12 protein-coding genes are annotated in these 17,942 nt (G+C 72.9%); 2 read left to right on the top strand and 10 right to left on the bottom strand.

What is annotated here, in order from left to right; all coding sequences use genetic code 11:
• Window position 1: 1 nt before the first annotated feature.
• Window positions 2-1,231, bottom strand: a complete 1,230-nt coding sequence (locus tag G407_RS0113725) for an HlyD family efflux transporter periplasmic adaptor subunit (RefSeq protein ID WP_029031248.1) — start codon at window positions 1,229-1,231, stop codon at window positions 2-4.
• 83 nt (window positions 1,232-1,314) lie between these two features.
• Here G407_RS0113725 and G407_RS0113720 point away from each other — a divergent pair, with 83 nt between their 5' ends.
• Window positions 1,315-1,953: a TetR/AcrR family transcriptional regulator gene (locus G407_RS0113720; RefSeq protein WP_029031247.1), complete on the top strand. Its 639-nt coding sequence runs from the start codon at window positions 1,315-1,317 to the stop codon at window positions 1,951-1,953.
• A 95-nt stretch (window positions 1,954-2,048) separates the two neighbouring features.
• Here G407_RS0113720 and gyrA read toward each other — a convergent pair whose 3' ends face one another.
• Both gyrA and G407_RS27765 read right to left on the bottom strand, forming a co-directional pair.
• On the bottom strand, window positions 2,049-4,841 hold the full coding sequence (gene gyrA / locus G407_RS0113715; protein ID WP_029031246.1) for a DNA gyrase subunit A: 2,793 nt from the start codon (window positions 4,839-4,841) through the stop codon (window positions 2,049-2,051).
• Window positions 4,842-5,307: 466 nt separating this feature from the next.
• Window positions 5,308-6,162 carry a DUF2182 domain-containing protein gene (locus tag G407_RS27765; RefSeq protein ID WP_052341359.1) on the bottom strand — a complete coding sequence of 285 codons (855 nt, stop codon included), beginning with the start codon at window positions 6,160-6,162 and terminating at the stop codon, window positions 5,308-5,310.
• A gap of 161 nt (window positions 6,163-6,323) precedes the next feature.
• Here G407_RS27765 and G407_RS0113705 point away from each other — a divergent pair, with 161 nt between their 5' ends.
• The gene (locus tag G407_RS0113705) at window positions 6,324-7,580 is read left to right on the top strand and encodes a UbiH/UbiF family hydroxylase (protein WP_029031245.1); all 1,257 of its coding nucleotides are present in this window, start codon (window positions 6,324-6,326) and stop codon (window positions 7,578-7,580) included.
• Window positions 7,581-7,755: 175 nt separating this feature from the next.
• Here G407_RS0113705 and G407_RS0113700 read toward each other — a convergent pair whose 3' ends face one another.
• The 7 genes from G407_RS0113700 to G407_RS0113670 form a co-directional block, all read right to left on the bottom strand.
• Window positions 7,756-9,231 carry a mannitol dehydrogenase family protein gene (locus G407_RS0113700; protein ID WP_029031244.1) on the bottom strand — a complete coding sequence of 492 codons (1,476 nt, stop codon included), beginning with the start codon at window positions 9,229-9,231 and terminating at the stop codon, window positions 7,756-7,758.
• On the bottom strand, window positions 9,228-10,442 hold the full coding sequence (gene uxuA / locus G407_RS0113695) for a mannonate dehydratase (RefSeq protein WP_029031243.1): 1,215 nt from the start codon (window positions 10,440-10,442) through the stop codon (window positions 9,228-9,230). The genes G407_RS0113700 and uxuA overlap by 4 nt, the downstream gene beginning before the upstream one ends.
• 16 nt (window positions 10,443-10,458) lie before the next feature.
• Window positions 10,459-11,892, bottom strand: coding sequence for a glucuronate isomerase (gene uxaC / locus G407_RS0113690; RefSeq protein ID WP_029031242.1), 1,434 nt, complete (start codon window positions 11,890-11,892; stop codon window positions 10,459-10,461).
• Window positions 11,889-13,010, bottom strand: coding sequence for a glucuronyl esterase domain-containing protein (locus G407_RS30530; RefSeq protein WP_052341358.1), 1,122 nt, complete (start codon window positions 13,008-13,010; stop codon window positions 11,889-11,891). The genes uxaC and G407_RS30530 overlap by 4 nt, the downstream gene beginning before the upstream one ends.
• Window positions 13,011-13,023: 13 nt before the next feature.
• Entirely contained in the window at window positions 13,024-15,414 is a 2,391-nt protein-coding gene (locus G407_RS27755) for a glycoside hydrolase family 31 protein (protein ID WP_052341357.1), read from the bottom strand.
• 44 nt (window positions 15,415-15,458) lie between these two features.
• On the bottom strand, window positions 15,459-16,595 hold the full coding sequence (locus tag G407_RS27750; RefSeq protein WP_052341356.1) for an ABC transporter ATP-binding protein: 1,137 nt from the start codon (window positions 16,593-16,595) through the stop codon (window positions 15,459-15,461).
• A gap of 264 nt (window positions 16,596-16,859) precedes the next feature.
• Complete coding sequence (locus tag G407_RS0113670) at window positions 16,860-17,900, bottom strand: carbohydrate ABC transporter permease (protein WP_029031241.1); 1,041 nt, start codon at window positions 17,898-17,900, stop codon at window positions 16,860-16,862.
• Between the last annotated feature and the right edge of the window lie 42 nt (window positions 17,901-17,942).

Raw genomic sequence — 17,942 nt, 5'->3', positions numbered from 1 at the left:
CTCAGCCTCCCGTCTCGATGCGCCCGACCACCTCCAGCCCGCTGAGGCGCGCCGCGCGGCGGGCGGAGGCCTCATCGAGCGTGACGGTGACGGTGACGACCCGCGCATCCGTGTTCGCCGCCGGATCGTTGCCGATCACGCTCTGGCGCCCGACTTCGAGGCCGATGCGGGTGACGTTGCCCACGAGCGGATCATCGCCCAGCGCCTCCGCTCGGATGGTCGCCGGCTGGCCGGGTTCCACCAGGCGGATGTCGCTCTGGTAGACCTCGAGCTCGGCCGTCATGCGGTCCACGTCCGCCAGGGTGGCGACGCCGCTCGCGCCGGGTTTCTCGCCGATGCGTGCATGGATCTCCAGGACGGTGCCGGCGACCGGCGCGATCACCTCGGCCTTGGCGAGGTCGCCGCGGGCGCGGGCGAGATCGGCGCGGGCGGCGACGAGGTTGCGCTCGGCCAGCACGATGTCGGGCTGCGTTCCGTCCTCTGCGCCCTGCCACCGCGAGAGCGCCGCTTCGGCCCGCTCGACGGTACGCGCGGCCTCGGCGCGGGTCGCCTCGGCGCGATCGAGCTGCGCGGCCGTGGCGACGCCGCGGGAGCCGAGCTCGCGGGTGCGGGCGAGCTCGCCCTCGGCCAGCGCGAGGGTCGCGCGGGCCCGCTCCAGCTCGGCGCCGGCTTCGCGGGCGCTGGCTTGCGTCGAGCGTCGGGTCTGCTCGACGGCCGCCTCGCGCACGGCGACCGTGGCCTCGGCGCTCTCGAGGGCGGCGAGGAGTTGCGGGCGGTTGTCGAGGAGCGCGACGACCGTCCCGGCCGCGACCCGCCGACCCTCCTCCACCCGGATCTCGGCGACCCGCGCGTCGCCGGCGCCGAAAGGCGGCGCGAGGGTGATGACGTCGCCCTCCGGCACGAGCCGGCCGAGCGCGACGACGTCGCCCGCCCTGCGCGCCGCCTCCGGCGCGCTGGCCCGAGCCGGAGCAGGCGCGACCGCGATGGGCGTCGTCGTGCCGCCGCCGGGCTCGAGCCCCGTCGCGCCGAAGAAGGCGCGCAGGGCCGGGGGCTGGAAATAGAGCCCGACGACGGCGCCGGTGAACAGGAGCAGCATCACCACGGGCACGAGCCGCAGGCGCTTCGGCAACCCGCGTCGCGTACGCGGCTCTCGCGGCGCGGCGATGCCGCTATCGGCGAGTGGAAGGTCGACGCCCGGGAGGTCGGTTCGGCGGCCGGAAACCTCGTTCATGAGCCGCTCTCCTCTTTAGTGACCTGTGAGTCATTATATGCGATCGTGTGGACCGCGCAAGGCGCCCGTGAGAGAAGATCGCCATGGACGGAGAGCCCCGCAAACGTCGCCGCCGCAAGGACGCCCGCCCTGCCGAGATCGTCGAGGCGGGCTTCGCCGAATTCGCCGAGAAGGGCTTCGCGTCCGCGCGGCTCGAGGACGTCGCCGCCCGCGCCGGCATCGCGAAGCCGACGATCTATCTCTACTTCCCGAGCAAGGAGGCCCTGTTCGAGGCGGTGGTGCGCAGCCGCATCGTCTCGGCCATGGACGGCTTCGACGAGCGTGCCGCCACGTTCCAGGGCTCGTCGCGGGACCTGATCGCGCTGATCCTGAGCGGCTTCTACGAGCGCCTTATCGGCGGGGGCGCGGTCGCGCTGTTCCGCATCATCGTCGCGGAGGGGCCACGCCATCCCGGGCTCCTGCGCTTCTATCGCGAGGAGGCGCTCTCACGCCTGATGGCCGTCCTCGGCAGGGTGCTGGAACGTGGCGTGGCGCGAGGCGAGATCCGGCCCGGCCCCGCCAGCCGCGAGCCGCGGGTCGTGATGGCGCCGGCGCTGGTCGCGGCTCTCTGGCTCGACCTCTTCCAGGCCGACGCGCCGCTCGATCGCGACGCCTATCTCGCGGCCCACATCGACCTCGTGCTCGACGGGCTCAGCGTCGAGCACGGCTCGGCGCCTTCCTGACGATCGAGGCGCCGCGCACGGCTTCGGCCCGCTCGCGGGACGACGCGGCATCGGCGGCAGTGGACTCGCACCGCCGCCGCGCACGCGCTGCCTGATCAGCTCTCGGGCGGGCTCTCCGGCGCATCGCCGCCGTTCTCGCCACCCGCTTCGCCCTCCACCACCTCGGTCTCGGCGCCGCCGGCGATGTGCTCGACGGAGACGACGTGCTCGCCTTCCGCCGTGTCGAAGACGATGACACCCTGCGTCGAGCGCCCGGCGATGCGGATTCCGTCGACGGGGACGCGGATCGTCTGCCCTCGATCGGTGATCAGCATCACCTGGTCGTGGCCCTCGACGGGGAAGGAGGAGACGAGCTTGCCGTTGCGGGCATTGGTCACCATCGCGGTGATGCCCTTGCCGCCGCGGTTCGTCACCCGGTACTCGTAGGCCGACGAGCGCTTGCCGTAGCCGTTCTCGGTGAGCGTGAGGACGAACTGCTCCTTCGCATCCATCTCGGCGTAGAGGTCGCCGAGATCGACGTCGGCGGCCTCTTCCTCGACGTCGCCGTTGGTCGGCAGCTCCTCGGCGCCGAGCTCCTCGCCGCGGGCGCGGCGCATGGCGGAGGCGCGGCGCAGATAGGTCTGCCGCTGCTCGGCGGTCGCGTCGACGTGGCGCAGGATCGCGATCGAGATGACCGTGTCGTCCTGCGCCAGCGCGATGCCCCGCACGCCCGTCGAATCGCGGCCCTTGAAGACACGCACGTCCGGAACCGCGAAGCGGATGCACTGGCCCTTCGCCGTCGTCAGCAGCACGTCGTCGTCCACCGAGCAGACCTGGACGTCGACGATCGCGTCGCCCTCGTCGAGCTTCATGGCGATCTTGCCGGCGCGGTTCACCTGGACGAAGTCGGAGAGCTTGTTGCGGCGCACGTTGCCGTTCGCCGTGGCGAACATCACGTCGTAGCGCTCCCAGGTGTCCTCGTCCTCCGGCAGCGGCATGATCGTCGTCATGCGCTCGCCCTCGACGAGGGGGAGCATGTTGATCAGCGCCTTGCCGCGGGCGTTGGGCGCGCCGACGGGCAGGCGCCAGACCTTCTCCTTGTAGACCTGTCCCCGCGACGAGAAGAACAGCACCGGCGTGTGCGTGCTCGCGACGAACAGGCGCGAGACGAAATCCTCCTCGCGGGTCGCCATGCCCGAGCGGCCCTTGCCGCCGCGGCGCTGGGCCCGGTAGGTCGAGAGCGGCACGCGCTTGATGTAGCCCATGTGCGACACGGTCACGACCATGTCCTCGCGGGCGATCAGGTCCTCGACGTCGAACTCGCCCTCCGCCTCCATGATCTCCGTCCGGCGCGGCGTCGCGAACTCGGCGCGGGCGGCGGCGAGCTCGTCGCGGATGATGCCGAAGATGCGCACGCGCGAGGACAGGATCTCGAGATAGTCGCGGATCTCGTCGGCGAGCTTCTTGAGCTCGTCGCCGATCTCGTCGCGGCCGAGCGCGGTGAGGCGCTGCAGGCGCAGGTCGAGGATGGCGCGGGCCTGGATCTCGGAGAGGCGGTAGGTGCCGTCCTCGGCCACGCGGTGGCGGGGGTCGTCGACGAGCGCGATCAAGGGCGCGATGTCGTGCGCCGGCCAGTCGCGCTCCATCAGCGACTCGCGCGCGGAATTCGGATCCGGAGCGGTGCGGATGAGGCGGATGACCTCGTCGATGTTGGCCACCGCGATGGCGAGGCCGCACAGCACGTGGGCGCGATCGCGGGCCTTGCCGAGCAGGAACTTGGTGCGCCGGGAGACGACCTCCTCGCGGAAGTCGACGAAGGCGCGGATCATGTCCTTGAGGTTCAGCGTCTCCGGGCGACCGCCGTTCAGCGCGACGAGATTGCAGCCGAAGGACGTCTGGAGCGGCGTGTAGCGATAGAGCTGGTTGAGCACCACGTCCGCCACGGCGTCGCGCTTGAGCTCGACGACGATGCGCATGCCCTGGCGATCCGACTCGTCGCGCAGGTCCGAGATGCCCTCGATGCGCTTCTCGCGCACGAGATCGGCGATGCGCTCGATCAGCGCCGCCTTGTTCACCTGGTAGGGGATCTCGGTGACGACGATCGCCTCGCGATCCTTGCGGATCTCCTCCACCTCGGCGCGGGCGCGCATGATCACCGAGCCGCGGCCGGTGTGGTAGGCCGAGCGGGCGCCGGCGCGGCCGATGATCAGGCCGCCCGTGGGGAAGTCGGGCCCCGGGACGATGCCGATCAGGTCGTCGACGGTGATCGCCGGATCGTCGATGTAGGCGAGGCAGGCGTCCACGACCTCGCCGAGATTGTGCGGCGGGATGTTGGTGGCCATGCCGACCGCGATGCCGCCGGCGCCGTTGACGAGGAGGTTGGGGAAGCGCGCCGGCAGGACCAGCGGCTCCTTCTCCTTGCCGTCGTAGTTGTCGCCGAAGTCGACGGTTTCCTTGTCGATGTCGTCGAGGAGCGCCATCGCGGGCTTGGCGAGCCGGCACTCGGTGTAGCGCATGGCCGCCGCGGGGTCGCCGTCGACCGAGCCGAAATTGCCCTGGCCGTCGATCAGCGGCAGCCGCATCGAGAAGGTCTGCGCCATGCGCACCAGGGCGTCGTAGATCGCCTGGTCGCCGTGCGGGTGGTACTTGCCCATCACGTCGCCGACGACGCGGGCACACTTGACGTAGGGCCGCTCGGGAAAGATCCCGGCCTCGTGCATGGCGTAGAGGATGCGCCGATGCACCGGCTTCAAGCCGTCCCGCACGTCCGGCAGCGCGCGGCTGACGATCACGCTCATGGCGTAATCGAGGTAGGACTTCTTCATCTCCTCGATGATGGAGACGGGCTTGACGTCGGCGCCGGGGGGCGGCGGCTCGCCCCCGGGGGTCTTGGGATCGTTCTCGGCCACGGGCGACCTTCTCTCGTGCGGCTCGCTCTGGAAGCGACGGGAACCCGCGGCGCGTGGGTCGGGGCGCGGGACGCGCCCGAATCCGCGGGGAAGTCAAACTCCTAGATGGCTGCTGGAGGCGCGGATCGCAAGCGCGGCAAGGCCCGCACGGGCACCGCCGCGGCAGTCATCCACCGGAAGGTCGACCCGCGCCGCCCCGCTTCCTCCCCGCAGGGGTGGAGTCCGCGCTTCGCGCGGGCGGTGGGGCCGTTCGACCGTGCTGGCGAGCGGCATCGCCGCCCTCCCCACCCTCCGGCCTTCGGCCTCCGTCCTCCCCTGCGGGGAGGAGGCGTGTCGCGGCCTTCATCCGCCGTTCGCGACATCCGCCGACCTCGCTTCCTCCCCGCAGGGGAGGAGTCCGCGCGGCACGCGCGGGCGGTGGGGCCGTTCGACCGTTCTGGCGAGCGGCATTCCCGCCCACCGTCCATCAACGCGCCAGGTACGCCCCGATCGGCGCCAGCCCGATCGCCTCGACCGACAGCGCGAGCCCGGCGGCCAGCAGCCCGGCGCCGACGATCCTCGCCGCGCGCGGCGTCGCGGCGAGCTTCTCGGCGGCCATCACGGCCGAGAACACCGCCATCCACACGAGGTTCATGGCACCGAGCACCACGAGGACCGCCATCATCGCCCAGCAGCAGCCGACGCAGCGCACGCCCTGCTCGACGCCGAGGCGGAAGACCGCGCGCGGGCTCGCCAGCCAGCCCTCGGGTCGCGCGCGGAAGGGCGCGCCGATGGCGACGAGGCAGGAGAGCTTGAACGCCGTGAACTGGTAGAGCCCCGCCGCCCCGAGCGCGGCGCCGCCCAGGACGCCCGCGAGCCGCTCCGGCAGGTCCGCGGAGGCGAAGGCGACGGAGACGCCGGTCTGCAGCAGCGCCACGAGAACGGAGAGCCCGACCCACACCGCGAGGTACCCCGCGCCGACGACGAGGGGCGAGACCGCGGGCCGCCCGGCGGCGCGGGCGTCCTCCGCCTTCTCGGCGAAGCCGACGATGAGGGCGCTCGCGGTCGGCAGCATCATCGCCACGCTCATGGCGATCCACATCGCGACGGACACGCCGAGCGCGGTGAGCGCGCCGGCGAGGCTCGGCGCCTCGAGCAGTGCTGCCGGCGTGCACAGCGCCTCCAGGAACGCGTCCGCTCCGCCGCCTCGGCGGATCGCCTCGAGGAGCAGGATCGCCCAGCCGAGGAGGGTGAGCGCCCCGATCGAGACGAGAGCGACCGGGACCGGCCGCCCCCGGAGGCGGGGGAGGGCGGCGGAAGCGGGATCTGCGGATCGGCTCACGGGAGGTCTCTGCGATCTCGGGTACGCGACGGCACGCGATGCGTCATAGCTCGCCCGCAGCCTAGCGGACCCGCCGCGGGGGCGCGTTGACGCGTATCAATCGCCATGGTGTACGCGGGGCGCTAAGTACCGTGTGCGGACATCGCAGCGAGGAGCGGGACATGACGGACAGGACCTTCGACGTGGTCGTCGTCGGCGCGGGGGCGGCGGGGCTCTCCGCCGCGCTCGCCTTCGCGCGCGAGGGCTTCTCGACGGCCCTCGTCGGGGAGGCGCGCGCGGCGCGCGACGGACGCACCGTGGCGCTGCTCGACGGCTCCGTGAGCTTCTTCGAGGCGCTCGGCGTCTGGGACGCGATCGCGCCCGAGGCGGCGCCGCTCGAGACGATGCGGCTCGTCGACGCCACCGACAACCTCTTCCGCGCCCCCACCGTCGACTTCAAGGCCCCCGAGATCGACCTCGACGCCTTCGGCTGGAACGTGGAGAACGCGACGCTCGTCGCGCGGCTGACGGAGGCGGTGGGCGAGACGCCGGGGCTCACGCACATTCCCGTCGCCTCGGAAGGGCTCGGCGGGACGCAGGAGGTGATCGCGCCGGGCGAGGAGGCGGGGCTGGGCGAATCGGGCCGCCGCGCCGTGCGGCTCGCCGACGGGAGCGTGCTCCTGGCCTCGCTGATCGTCGCCGCCGACGGCCGCGGGTCGAAGCTGCGCGAGGACGCCGGCATCCGCACGCGCACCTGGGCCTATCCCCAGAAGGCGCTCACCACGATCCTCGCCCACGAGCGCGACCATCGCGACGTGTCGAGCGAGTTCCACACCCGCCACGGCCCCTTCACCCTGGTTCCGCTGCCGGGGCGCCGCTCGAGCCTCGTCTGGGTGACCGCGCCGGAGAAGGCGGAGGCGCTCGCCGCCCTCGACGACGCCGCGCTCGCCCGCGCCGTCGAGCGGCAGGCGCGCTCGCTTCTCGGCGGCATGCGCGTCGAGGGGCCGCGGGGCGTCGTGCCGATGACGGGGATGTCGGTCGCGCGCTACACGGCAGACCGGCTCGCGCTCGTGGGCGAGACGGCGCACGTCTTCCCGCCGATCGGCGCGCAGGGGCTCAATCTCGGCCTTCGCGACGTCGCCTCCTTGCGGGATGCGGCCGTCGCGCGCGGGACGGAGGATCCCGGCGCGCGGGCGGCGCTCTCGGCCTACGAGCGCTCCCGTGCGCTCGACGTGCGCACCCGCACGATGGGCGTCGACATGCTGAACCGCACGCTGCTGGCCGGCATCCTCCCGGCGGACTTCCTGCGTGGCGCGGGCCTGCACGCGCTCTCCGCGGTCGGGCCGCTGCGGCGGCTCCTGATGCGCGAGGGGGTCACGCCGACGATCGGCACGCCCCAGCTCATGCGCCGCCGCGAGGCCCGCGCCGTGGCATTCTGACCGGATCGCCGACAACGCGACCCGCACCCTCCGCCGCCACCTCCCCGGAGGGGAGGACGAAGGCCGAAGGCCGGAGGGTGGGGAGGGCGGCGAGCCGGCTCGCCCGGCTCTCGGACGGCCCCACCGCCCGTGCTTCGCACGGACTCCTCCCCTCCGGGGAGGACGCAGCCCGGAATCAGCCGGGCAGCGCCGCGCGGGCGGCGGGCAGCATGCCGTCGCGGGTGATGCGCGCGAGGTCTTCCGCAACGGTGCGGGCGAAGTCGTCGTGGCGGGCGAGCGCCGGCGGGAAGATCGCCTCGAGCGCGAGCAGCGCGCGGGCGCGCTCCCCGGGGTCCGAGCCGGCCCGCGCGAGCGTCGCGCGCAGCGTGTCGGCGAGCGGGTCCGAGAGCGGCAGGTCGGCGCCGGCTTCGTCGCGGCCGTCGAGGAAGCGCATCCAGGCGGCCACCGCGAAGGCGCAGGTGCGCCAGGGCAGGCCCCGCTCCAGCGCCTCCAGCGCCGGCTCGACGAGGCGCGGCGGGAGCTTTTGGCTGCCGTCCATGGCGATCTGGACCGTGCGATGGGCCAGCGCCGGGTTGGCGAAGCGCGCGCGCAGGTCGCGCTGGTAGGCGTCGAGATCGATGCCGGGGACCGGGGCGAGGGTGCGCGCGACGGCGCTCTGATGCGCGACGACGAGGGCGCTGAGGGCCTCCTGCCTCATCACGTCTCGCACGAAGGCGAGCCCGGCGACCGCGCCCGTGTAGGCGATGAGCGAGTGCGCGCCGTTGAGGAGGCGCAGCTTCATCGCCTCGTAGGGCCGCACGTCGGCGGCGAGGATCGCGCCCGCCGCGTCCCAGGCGGGGCGGCCGGCGCAGAAGCGGTCCTCGATCACCCATTGCGTGAACGGCTCGGTCTCGGTCGCCGCCGCGTCCTCGAAGCCGGTCAGGCGGCGGGCGTCGGCGAGGGTCTCCTCGGTGGAGGCGGGGGTGATGCGGTCGACCATGGTCGAGGGGAAGGGGACCTCGGCGGCGATCCAGGCGGCGAGCTCGGGGTCGACGCGCGCGGCGAACTCCCGCACCAGCCGGGCGAGCACGGCGCCGTTCTCGGGGAGGTTGTCGCAGGAGAGCGGCGTGAAGGGCGCGATCCCGGCCGCGCGCCGGCGCGCCAGCGCATGAACGATCCAGCCGACGGCGGTGCTCGGCGCCTCGGGTGACGCGAGATCGGCGGCGATGTCCGGGCGCGCGGCGTCGAGACCGCCCGTCGCGGGATCGAGCCCGTAGGCTTTCTCGGTGACGGTGAGGCCGACGATGCGCGTCTGCGGCGCGGTCAGGAGAGCGCGGGTGCGCTCCGGGTCGCACGGTGCGGTGACGACGGCGGCGAGGGCGCCGATCACCCGCGCGCGCGGGCCCTCGGGACGGCGCTCGATCAGCGTGTAGAGCCCGTCCTGCGGCGCGAGCGCCTCCTCGGCGTCGGGCCGGCGCAGGCCGATCCCGGCGATGCGCCAGTCGCCGCCGGCGGCGGCGAGGGCGTCGTCCGTGTAGACCGCCTGGTGCGCCTTGTGGAACGCGCCGACGCCGAGATGCACGATGCCGACGCCGTGCGCCGCGCGATCGTACGCGGGCTTGGCGACCGCTGCGGGAAGCACGGCGAGCGCCGCCTCGGTGAGCCTCGTCATCGGGTTCCTCCGTCGCTCGACAGCCGGTGCGTCAACGCCTTGGCCACGCCCCGCAGCTCGGCGAGCCCGCGCAGGCGGCCGATCGCCGGGTATCCCGGCTGGCTCGGGCGCCTGAAGTCGTCGAGCATGACGTGCCCGTGGTCGGGGCGCATCGGGATGATCGGGTGCGGATCGCCCGCCGCGCGCCGGCGCGCCTCCTCGTCGAGGAGCGCGGCGATCACCGCCACCATGTCGACGTCGCCGTCGAGATGGTTCACCTCGGCGAAGGAGCCGTCCGGCGCGCGGGAGACGTTGCGCAGATGCGCGAAGACGATCCGCGGGGCGAGTGTGCGGGCCATGGCCGGCACGTCGTTGTCCGCCCGCGCGCCGAGCGAGCCCGTGCAGAAGGTGACCCCGTTCGCGGGGCTGTCGACGGCGGCGAGCATCGCGCGATAGTCGGCGAGCGTCGAGACGATGCGCGGCAGGCCGAGCAGGGGGAAGGGCGGATCGTCCGGGTGGCAGCACAGCCGCACGCCGGCCTCCTCCGCGGCGGGCACCACCGCCTCGAGGAAGGCGAAGAAGTTCGCCCGCAGCCGCTCCGGCCCGATCGCGTCGTAACGGGCGAGATGAGTGCGCACGCCCTCGACGTCCCAATGCTCCGCGGCGCCCGGGAGGCCCGCCAGCACGTTGTCGGCGAGCGCGCGCTTCGCGTCCTCGCCCATCGCGGCGACGCGGCGCGCGGCCTCCTCGCGGATCACCTCCGGATAGTCCTCGCCCGCGCCCGGGCGGGCCAGCAGGTGCAGGTCGAAGGCGGCGAAGTCGATCGCGTCGAACACCATGGCCGTGGCGCCGGTCGGTGTCGCGCGGGCGAGGTCGGTGCGCGTCCAGTCGAGCACGGGCATGAAGTTGTAGCAGACGATGCCGATGCCGGCGCGCCCGAGCGCGGCGAGGGTCTGCCGGTAGGCGTGGAGATGCGCGCGCCAGTCGCCCGTCTGCGTCTTGATGTCCTCCGACACCGGGACGCTCTCGACGACGGCCCAGTGCAGCCCCGTCGGCCGCCCGTCGGGACGCGTCGCGATCATCCGTTTGCGCGCGGCGATCTCCGCGTCGGACCAGGCGATCCCGGTGGGGACGTGGTGCAGCGCGCTCACGATCCCCGTCGCGCCCGCCTGGGCGATGTCGCCGAGGCTCACGACGTCCGTCGGACCGAACCAGCGCCAGCTTTCGAGCATGGGTGAAATCCGCTCTTCAATCGGTTGAAACGGCTTCGAGGTTGTAGGCGCGTCGCGCGAGGCCGACCGCCAGCTCCTGGGCCAGCGGCTCCGCCTCGTCGCGGTGGAGAACGCCCTCGCAGACCATCTCGGCGAGGAGCCCGCACTCGATGCGCCGGGACATGTCGTGGCGCGCCGGCAGCGACAGCAGCGCGCGGGTGTCGTCGTTGAAGCCCGCGTGATTGTAGAAGCCGGCGGTCTCCGTCACGAGCCGGCGGTGCCGGCGCATGCCCTCCGGTGCGTCGAAGAACCACCAGGCCGGGCCGATCAGCAGCGACGGATAGGCGCCGGCGAGCGGGGCGACCTCGCGGGCGAGCGTCGTCTCGTCGAGGGTGAAGAGGATGATCTTGAGCCGCTCGGCGAAGCCGTGGCGCTCGAGCAGCGCGTGGAGGCCGCCGGTCCAGTCCACCTTCAGCGGCATGTCGAAGCCCTTGTCGCGGCCGAAGGCCTCGAAGATCGCGCCGGAATGGTTGCGCCTGGAGCCGGCGTGGATCTGCATGACCAGCCCGTCCTGCGCCGACATGCCCGCCATCTCGGTGAGCATCTGCGCGCGGAACAGCGCGGCGTCCTCGGGTGTCAGCGCGCCCGCCAGCGCGCCGGCGAGGAGCTTCTGGCAGGTCTCGGGGTCGAGATCCGCTGTCGTGGCGGTGGGAGGGCCGTGGTCCGTCGCCGTCGCGCCGAGGTCGGCGAAGACGGCGCGGCGCTGGCGCAGCGCGTCGAGGTAGTCGCCCCAGCGCGCCACGTCGGCGCCCGTGAGCCGGCGCAGCTCCGTCATCGACGCCGGGAAGGCCTCGTGCTCGGGGTCGGTGACGGCGTCGGGGCGGAAGGTCGGGATCACGCGCCCGCCCCAGCCGCTGTCGCGGATGGCGCGGTGATGGTCCAGCGTGTCGGTGGCGCCGTCCGTCGTGGCGATCACCTCGATCCCGAAGCGCTCGTAGAGCGCGCGCGGGCGAAAGGCATCGTCGGCCAAGCGCTCGTTGATGGCGTCGTAGGCCCAGTCGGCGGTCTCGGCGGTGAGCCGCTTCTCGAGGCCGAGCACCTCGTGAAGCGCGTGGTCGAGCCACAGGCGCGAGGGCGTGCCGCGGAAGAGGTCGTAGTGCGACGCGAAGGTCCGCCAGCCCTCCCGCGGCGACGCGACCGGAATGCCGCGGTCGCGCTCGGGCGCGATGCCCAGCGCCTCGTAGGGCACGCCCCGGCTCTGGAGCATGCGGACGAGGTAATGGTCGGGCCACAGCAGCAGCTCGGCCGCGTCCCGGAAGGGCTCGTTCGTCGCGAACCAGGCGGGATCGGTGTGGCCGTGGGGGCAGACCAGGGGGAGGTCGCGCACGCGCGCATAGAGCTCGCGGGCGAGGCCGCGGGCGGGCTCGGCGATCGGCAGGAGGCGATCCGGGTCGAGGAGGGGTGTCGTCATCGGGGCGGCTCCAGGAGGTGGGGGAGGGCGCGCTCCCAGTCGTCGCGCGTGAGTTCGTGAGGGCCGGCGCGCAGGTGCCAGCCGAGCGGGCCGACGGTGAACGCCGCACCCGCGACGAGGGGTGCGTCCGCGTCGATCTCGGGGACGTCGCAGCCGAGCGCCCGCCAGGCGGGCGCCGCGGCGATCAGGCCGGCGCGCTCGCCGGCGGGATCGGCCCAGGAATCCTCCGTCGCGCTCGCGGCGTAGACGCGTCGCGGGGCGACGGCCGCGAGGAGGTCCGGCTGGTCGACCCCGTCGGGCGGGTGCGGATCGGCGGCGAAAGCCGGCGTCACCCAGTGCGGGAAGCGCGCCGCGAGCGCGTCCGGCGTCTCGCCACGGCGGATGGCGGAGGGCCGCACGCCGAGGCAGCCGGAATTGTTGGCGAAAACGCCGGCGATGCGCGTGTCGTGGGCGGCCGCGAGGAGCGCCGCCTTGCCGAGCCGCGAATGGCCGGCGACGACGATCCGCGCCGGGTCGATCTCGGGCCGGGCGAGGGCGACGTCGACGAGGCGGGAATAGGCCCAAGCCCAGAGCGCGAGGGCGCCGGGGGAGTTCCCCTCCGGTGGGAGAGCCGGCATCGGCATCGCGCCAATGCCGATCAGCGGCGCGACCCCGCGTGCGAATGACGCGATCGGGTCGTCGGGCGTGAACGAGCCGTAGCAGGCGAGCAGCAGGCCGCAGCCGGCGGCGTGGAAGAGGTCGCGCGGCCAGCGCGCGGCGTGGCGGCCGCGCATGGCTGGGCGGAGGCGCCCGTCCGGGAAGCCGGCGCTCGTCGCCTCGACGACCGCGTTCGGGTCGACGGGGAAGCCGGGCGCGTCGACGGCGCCCAGCGGTCCGAGGAAGGCGAGGCCGACGACGAGGGGGACGGGCCCTCTCGCATCGGGCGGCAGGAAGAGGGCGCCGTCGACCGTGTGCGTCCGCCCGTCGTGGGACATCGAGAGCGTCAGGATCTCGCCGCCGGCCTCGTGCCAGGGGCGGCGCGCGACGTCGAGCCGTTGCGGAGGAGGGGGGATCTCGCCGTAGACATGGCGCACGAGACGGTCGCGCTTGCCGTCGTCCCGGATGACGGATCTCGCCATCCCGAGCCCTCCCTCACGCGTCGACAGCGAGGTGCAGGGGCGCGCCGGGCGCGGCCGGCGCGCCGTTGAGCACGATCTCGCCGAACCGGCGCCCACCCGCGATCTCGATCTCCAGCGCCTCGTAGGCCGGGCGGAAGGCGCCCTCGCGGCGCGCCTCGAGCGAGAGCCGCTCGCCCTCGACCCGCATCGCGACGCGGATCAGGCACGCGCCGTCCCCGCGCCAATCCGCGGTCTCGCCGTTATCCTCGTAGAGCACCGTCTCGGACGCGCCGTCCGTGCCGGGATGGACGCGCAGGCCCCGCCAGGTCTCGCGCGCGGGGTCGATGCGGGCGAGCTGGCGCGAAAGCGGGATCAGCGCGCCCTCGCGCACCAGCACCGGAAGCCGCCCCAGCGGCGCCTCGACCTCGACCTCGCGCCCGCCCTCGACGCGGGCACCGGTGTGGAAGTCGATCCACGCCGTCCCGGCCGGCAGGGGCACCGCGCGGCGTATCTCGCCCTCGGCGAGGACCGGCGCGACGAGGAGGTCGTCGCCGAGCAGAAAAAGGTCGTCGCGGGTGCCGACGAGCGGGTCGTCCGCAAACAGCGTGAAGAGCGGCTTCACCGCGGGCGTGCCGTCGACGGCCGCGCGCCACATGGCGGTGTAGAGATACGGCATCAGCCGGTAGCGCAGGCGCATCGCCTCGCGCATTTGCGGGACGACCTCCGGGTACATCCACGGCAGGGTGGTGACGCCCGAGGATTTCCACGAGTTCATCACCATGCGCGGCCACAGGCTGCACATCTCGGTGAAGCGCACCAGCAGCTCCGGCGTCGGCTCCTGGCCGAGGAAGCCGCCGACGTCGTGGCCGGTGTTGCCCATGGCCGAGAGGCCCATCGAGAGGCCCTGCGCGATGTTCCAGCGCAGGGTCTTCCAGGCGGTGGTGTTGTCGCCCGTCCAGCTCTGGCCGTAGCGCCCGATGCCGGGCCCGCCGGCGCGGGTGATGGCGTAGGGGCGCCTGCCGGGCGCGACCTCCTGCTGCTCGCGGAAGGAGGCGCGGGTCATCAGGAGCGGCTGGAGCGGGCGCGCGAGCGCGAGGTCGAAGGGCCGTCCGAAGCCGGCGCAGCGCGCGTCCTCGTCCCAGATCTCGTATTCGTTGTTGTCGTTCCAGATCGTGTCGACGCCGATACCGAGGAGCCGCTCGCGCATGCGCCCGCGCCACCAGGCGACGCCGTCCGGGTTGGTGAAGTCGAGATGCGCGCCGGGCCCGTCCCAGAACAGCGAGACCGCCGGCGGCGCGTCCGCCCCGTCGCCGTCCTTCACCAGGATGCCCGCGTCGGCGGCCGGGCCGTAGTCCGGATGGTCGTCGAGGAGGCAGGGCTTGATGTTGGTGACCGTCCGCAGGCCCGCCTCGTGGAGCGCGGCGAGCGTGCCGGCGGGGTCGGGGAACTTCGTCTCGTTCCAGCGGAAGGTGTGGCGCCTGCCGCCGTGGAGCGTGTAGCCCGAGCCGAAGTGGAAGCTGTCGCAGGGCAGGTCGTGGCGCGCGAAGTCGGCGACGATCTCGCGGATGCGCGCGTCCGCGTCCGGCGCGTCCGCGATGCTCATCGAGGTGAGGCCGAAGCCGAGCGCCCACTTGGGCGGCAGCGCCTGGCCGCCGACGAGCTTGTCGATCCTGCGCGCGACGTCGAGCACGGAGGGGCCGAGCACGACCCAATAATCCAGGTCGCCGTCCTCCGCACGGTAGCTGCGGAAGGGCGCGTGGTAATTGTCGATCGTCGCGCCGAGATCGAGGTCCGCCGCGGCGAGGTTGTCGTAGAGGATGCCGTAGGCGGCCCCGGTCTCGCGATCGTCGCAGATGAGGATCGGCGCGACCTTGTAGAGCGGGTCGGAAGTCTCGGCGTCGTAGCCGCAGGGATCCACCGCCTCGAGGCGGAAGCGCCGTCCGGTGCGATCGACCGGGCCGGCCTTGTCGCCGAGACCGTAGTGCCGCTCGGAGGGGCGGCGCGCCATGTGGTGCGCGAAGGCGTTCGTGCGCCGCGAGAGCATGTAGGCGCCGCTCGGCCGGTCCGAGGCGAAGGGCGCGCTCTCGCCGGCGCGGTGGAAGGCGAGGTGGAGCGGGTTCGCGCGGATCGCGACCGCGATGTCGCCGCCCGCGAGGGTGACGACGCCGTCCTCCTGCGCGACATGCGTCGGCGGCGGGGAGAAGCCGTCGAGCGCGTCGCGCGCGCGGCCCTCGTCAGGCGGCTCGAGGCCGTTCGGCGCGATGGTCCAGGTCCGGTCGAGACGCCGGCCCTCGCGGCGCACGAGGGAGACGTGCGCGAGGTCGGGACCCGCGAGGACGATGCGCAGGCGCGCGCCGTGATCGGTCTCGGTCTCGACGCCGTGGGGGATCTCGCGGACCGTGTCCGCGCGCGCGAGGAGCTTCATCGATCGTGCTCGTGGGTCCTGCCGGTGCGTGGATCCTGCTGGCGTCAGTGCGCGGCGGCGACCGCGAGCGCGTCCGCCGGCGCGTGGTCGGCGCCGTGGGCGACGACGCTGCCGTCCGGCGCGAACAGGTGGATGGAGGCCGTGCGGATCGTCAGGCCGACCGAGTCGCCGTGGCGCACGGCGCGCTGGCCCGGCTGGTGGACCGTCACCTGCTCCTGGCCGGCCAGCGTGCAGTAGAGATAGGTCTCGCCGCCGAGCTGCTCGTTGATGTCGACGCTCGCCGGCAGCGCTCCGGATGCCTCGCGCCCGGCGATGTCGACATGCTCGGGGCGCACGCCCAAGGTGACGCGCGTGCCGGGTGCGAGGCCGGGCACGTCGAAGGGCAGCACCAGCCGGTGCCCGCCGTCGAGCCCGATCACGACGCCGCCGGCGACCCGCTCGGCGAGGGCGCCCTCCAGCATGTTCATCTTGGGCGAGCCGATGAAGCCCGCCACGAACCGGTTCGCCGGCCTGTTGTAGAGGTCGAGCGGCGCGCCGCTCTGCTCGACGCGGCCGGCGTTGATCACCACGATCTTGTCGGCGAGCGTCATCGCCTCGACCTGGTCGTGGGTGACGTAGACCATCGTCGCGCGGATCTCGCGGTGGAGCGCGGCGAGCTCCTTGCGCATGGCGACCCGCAGCTCCGCGTCGAGGTTGGACAGCGGCTCGTCGAACAGGAAGGCCTTGGGCTCGCGCACGATGGCGCGGCCGATGGCGACGCGCTGGCGCTGGCCGCCGGAGAGCGCCTTCGGCCGGCGCTTCAGGTAGTCCGTGATGCGCAGCTGCTCCGCCGCCCGGCGCACCCGCCGGTCGATCTCGTCCTTGGGCATGCGGGTGTTCTCGAGCCCGAACGACATGTTCTGGTAGACGGTCATGTGCGGGTAGAGCGCGTAGGACTGGAACACCATGGCGAGCCCGCGGTCGGCGGCGCCCTCGTGGTTGGCGACCTTCCCGTCGATGGCGAGCTCGCCGCCGGTGATCTCCTCGAGGCCCGCGATCATCCGGAGCAGCGTGGACTTGCCGCAGCCCGACGGGCCGACGAGCACGACGAAGGAGCCGTCGTCGACCGTGAGCGAGATGCCGTGGATGACCGCGACGTCGGCGTAGGACTTGCGGATGTCGCGAAGCTCGATCGTGGCCATGTCAGGCTCTCCGGAACATTGTGTGACGCGCCGTCGATGCCGGCTCTCCCCTCTCCCGGGAGTGTGTTCGCTCGGAGAGGGGCCGTGGGTGTGGGGCGTGCAGGACCGTCTCGCCATGGATGCAGCGCTGCCTTTCCGTGCGAGGTCGCCCGACGAAAGGTCCCGCTCGCCCGACGCCCCACACTCCTAGCCCCTCTCCACGAGGGAGAGGGGAATCCTCGTTTGCGCGTGGAGTGCGTGCGTGTGAGGCGAGACGGGCGCTCATCACTTCATCCCGCTGGAGGCGATGCCCGTCGTGATGAAGCGCTGCAGGAAGGCGAAGACGAGGGCGACGGGGAGCAGCGTGACCACGGTCATGGCCAGCACGTAGTTCCATTGCGTGTTGAGCTCGCCCTGGAAGGCGTTGAGCCCGAGCTGGAGCGTGTAGACCTCGGTCTGGTTGAGCACGATGAGCGGCCAGAGGAAGTCGTTCCAGCGCCACATGATCGAGAAGATCGCCAGCACCGCGAGCGCCGGCAGCGACAGGGGCAGGACGATGCGCCAGTAGATCTGCCACTCGCTCGCCTTGTCCATGCGCGCGGCCTCGATCAGCTCCTTGGGCAGCGTGAGCATGTATTGCCGCAGGAGGAACACGCCCGTCGGCGTCGCCGCGCCGGGGATGATGACGCCCCACAGCGAGTTGACCATGCCGAGCGAGGCGACCACGACGTAGGTCGGCACGAGCACGATGGTGATGGGGATCATCAGCGTGGAGATGATGAAGCCCATCGCCAGGTTGCGGCCCTTGAACTCGTAGATCGAGAGCGCGAAGGCCGCCATCGAGTTGATGACGAGCGTGATCATCGTGGCGATCACGGTGACGAAGACGGAGTTCCACAGGTAGCGCCCGAAGTCGAACTGCTCGAGGGGCGTCGTGTAGTTCTCCGTGGCGAGCTGGAACGCGCGGATCGGCTCGCGGGCCTCGATCGGCACGGAGATGCGCTCGTCCGGGTCGGCCGGGTCGATCATCGTCGAGACGATGCCGATGCGGCGCACCTCGGCGAGCTCGCGCACGCTGCCGTCCTCCATCGTGACGCGGAAGAGGGGGAGGGGGCGCGGGCTGCCCTCGACCTCCACCGTGACCTGCGAGAGCGGCAGGAAGGTCGGCGGGAATTCCTGAAGCCCCGCCTGCGTCTTGAAGGACGAGAGCAGGAGCCAGACGATCGGCCCGAACATCAGGAGGATGCCGAAGGCGAGATAGGCCCAGGTCGCCCAGTCGGTCCAGTGCAGGCGCTTGCCCCCGCGCCGGCGCGTCAGGAAGCCCATCACGACGCCCTTCTGCGGAGCGCGGCCCCGGCCCGTGGTGGA

This window comes from Salinarimonas rosea DSM 21201 (assembly GCF_000429045.1).
Taxonomy (GTDB): Bacteria; Pseudomonadota; Alphaproteobacteria; order Rhizobiales; family Beijerinckiaceae; genus Salinarimonas; species Salinarimonas rosea.
Note: the sequence above shows the minus strand (reverse complement) of the source record. Positions and strands in the feature narration are given on the sequence as shown.

Coding starts and splice junctions, on each gene's coding strand:
- G407_RS0113725 (WP_029031248.1), bottom strand. CDS start 1,231: ATGAACGAGGTTTCCGGCCGCCGAACCGACCTCCCGGGCGTCGACCTT.
- G407_RS0113720 (WP_029031247.1), top strand. CDS start 1,315: ATGGACGGAGAGCCCCGCAAACGTCGCCGCCGCAAGGACGCCCGCCCT.
- G407_RS0113705 (WP_029031245.1), top strand. CDS start 6,324: ATGACGGACAGGACCTTCGACGTGGTCGTCGTCGGCGCGGGGGCGGCG.
- G407_RS0113700 (WP_029031244.1), bottom strand. CDS start 9,231: ATGACGAGGCTCACCGAGGCGGCGCTCGCCGTGCTTCCCGCAGCGGTC.
- uxuA (WP_029031243.1), bottom strand. CDS start 10,442: ATGCTCGAAAGCTGGCGCTGGTTCGGTCCGACGGACGTCGTGAGCCTC.
- uxaC (WP_029031242.1), bottom strand. CDS start 11,892: ATGACGACACCCCTCCTCGACCCGGATCGCCTCCTGCCGATCGCCGAG.
- G407_RS30530 (WP_052341358.1), bottom strand. CDS start 13,010: ATGGCGAGATCCGTCATCCGGGACGACGGCAAGCGCGACCGTCTCGTG.
- G407_RS27755 (WP_052341357.1), bottom strand. CDS start 15,414: ATGAAGCTCCTCGCGCGCGCGGACACGGTCCGCGAGATCCCCCACGGC.
- G407_RS27750 (WP_052341356.1), bottom strand. CDS start 16,595: ATGGCCACGATCGAGCTTCGCGACATCCGCAAGTCCTACGCCGACGTC.
- G407_RS0113670 (WP_029031241.1), bottom strand. CDS start 17,900: ATGGGCTTCCTGACGCGCCGGCGCGGGGGCAAGCGCCTGCACTGGACC.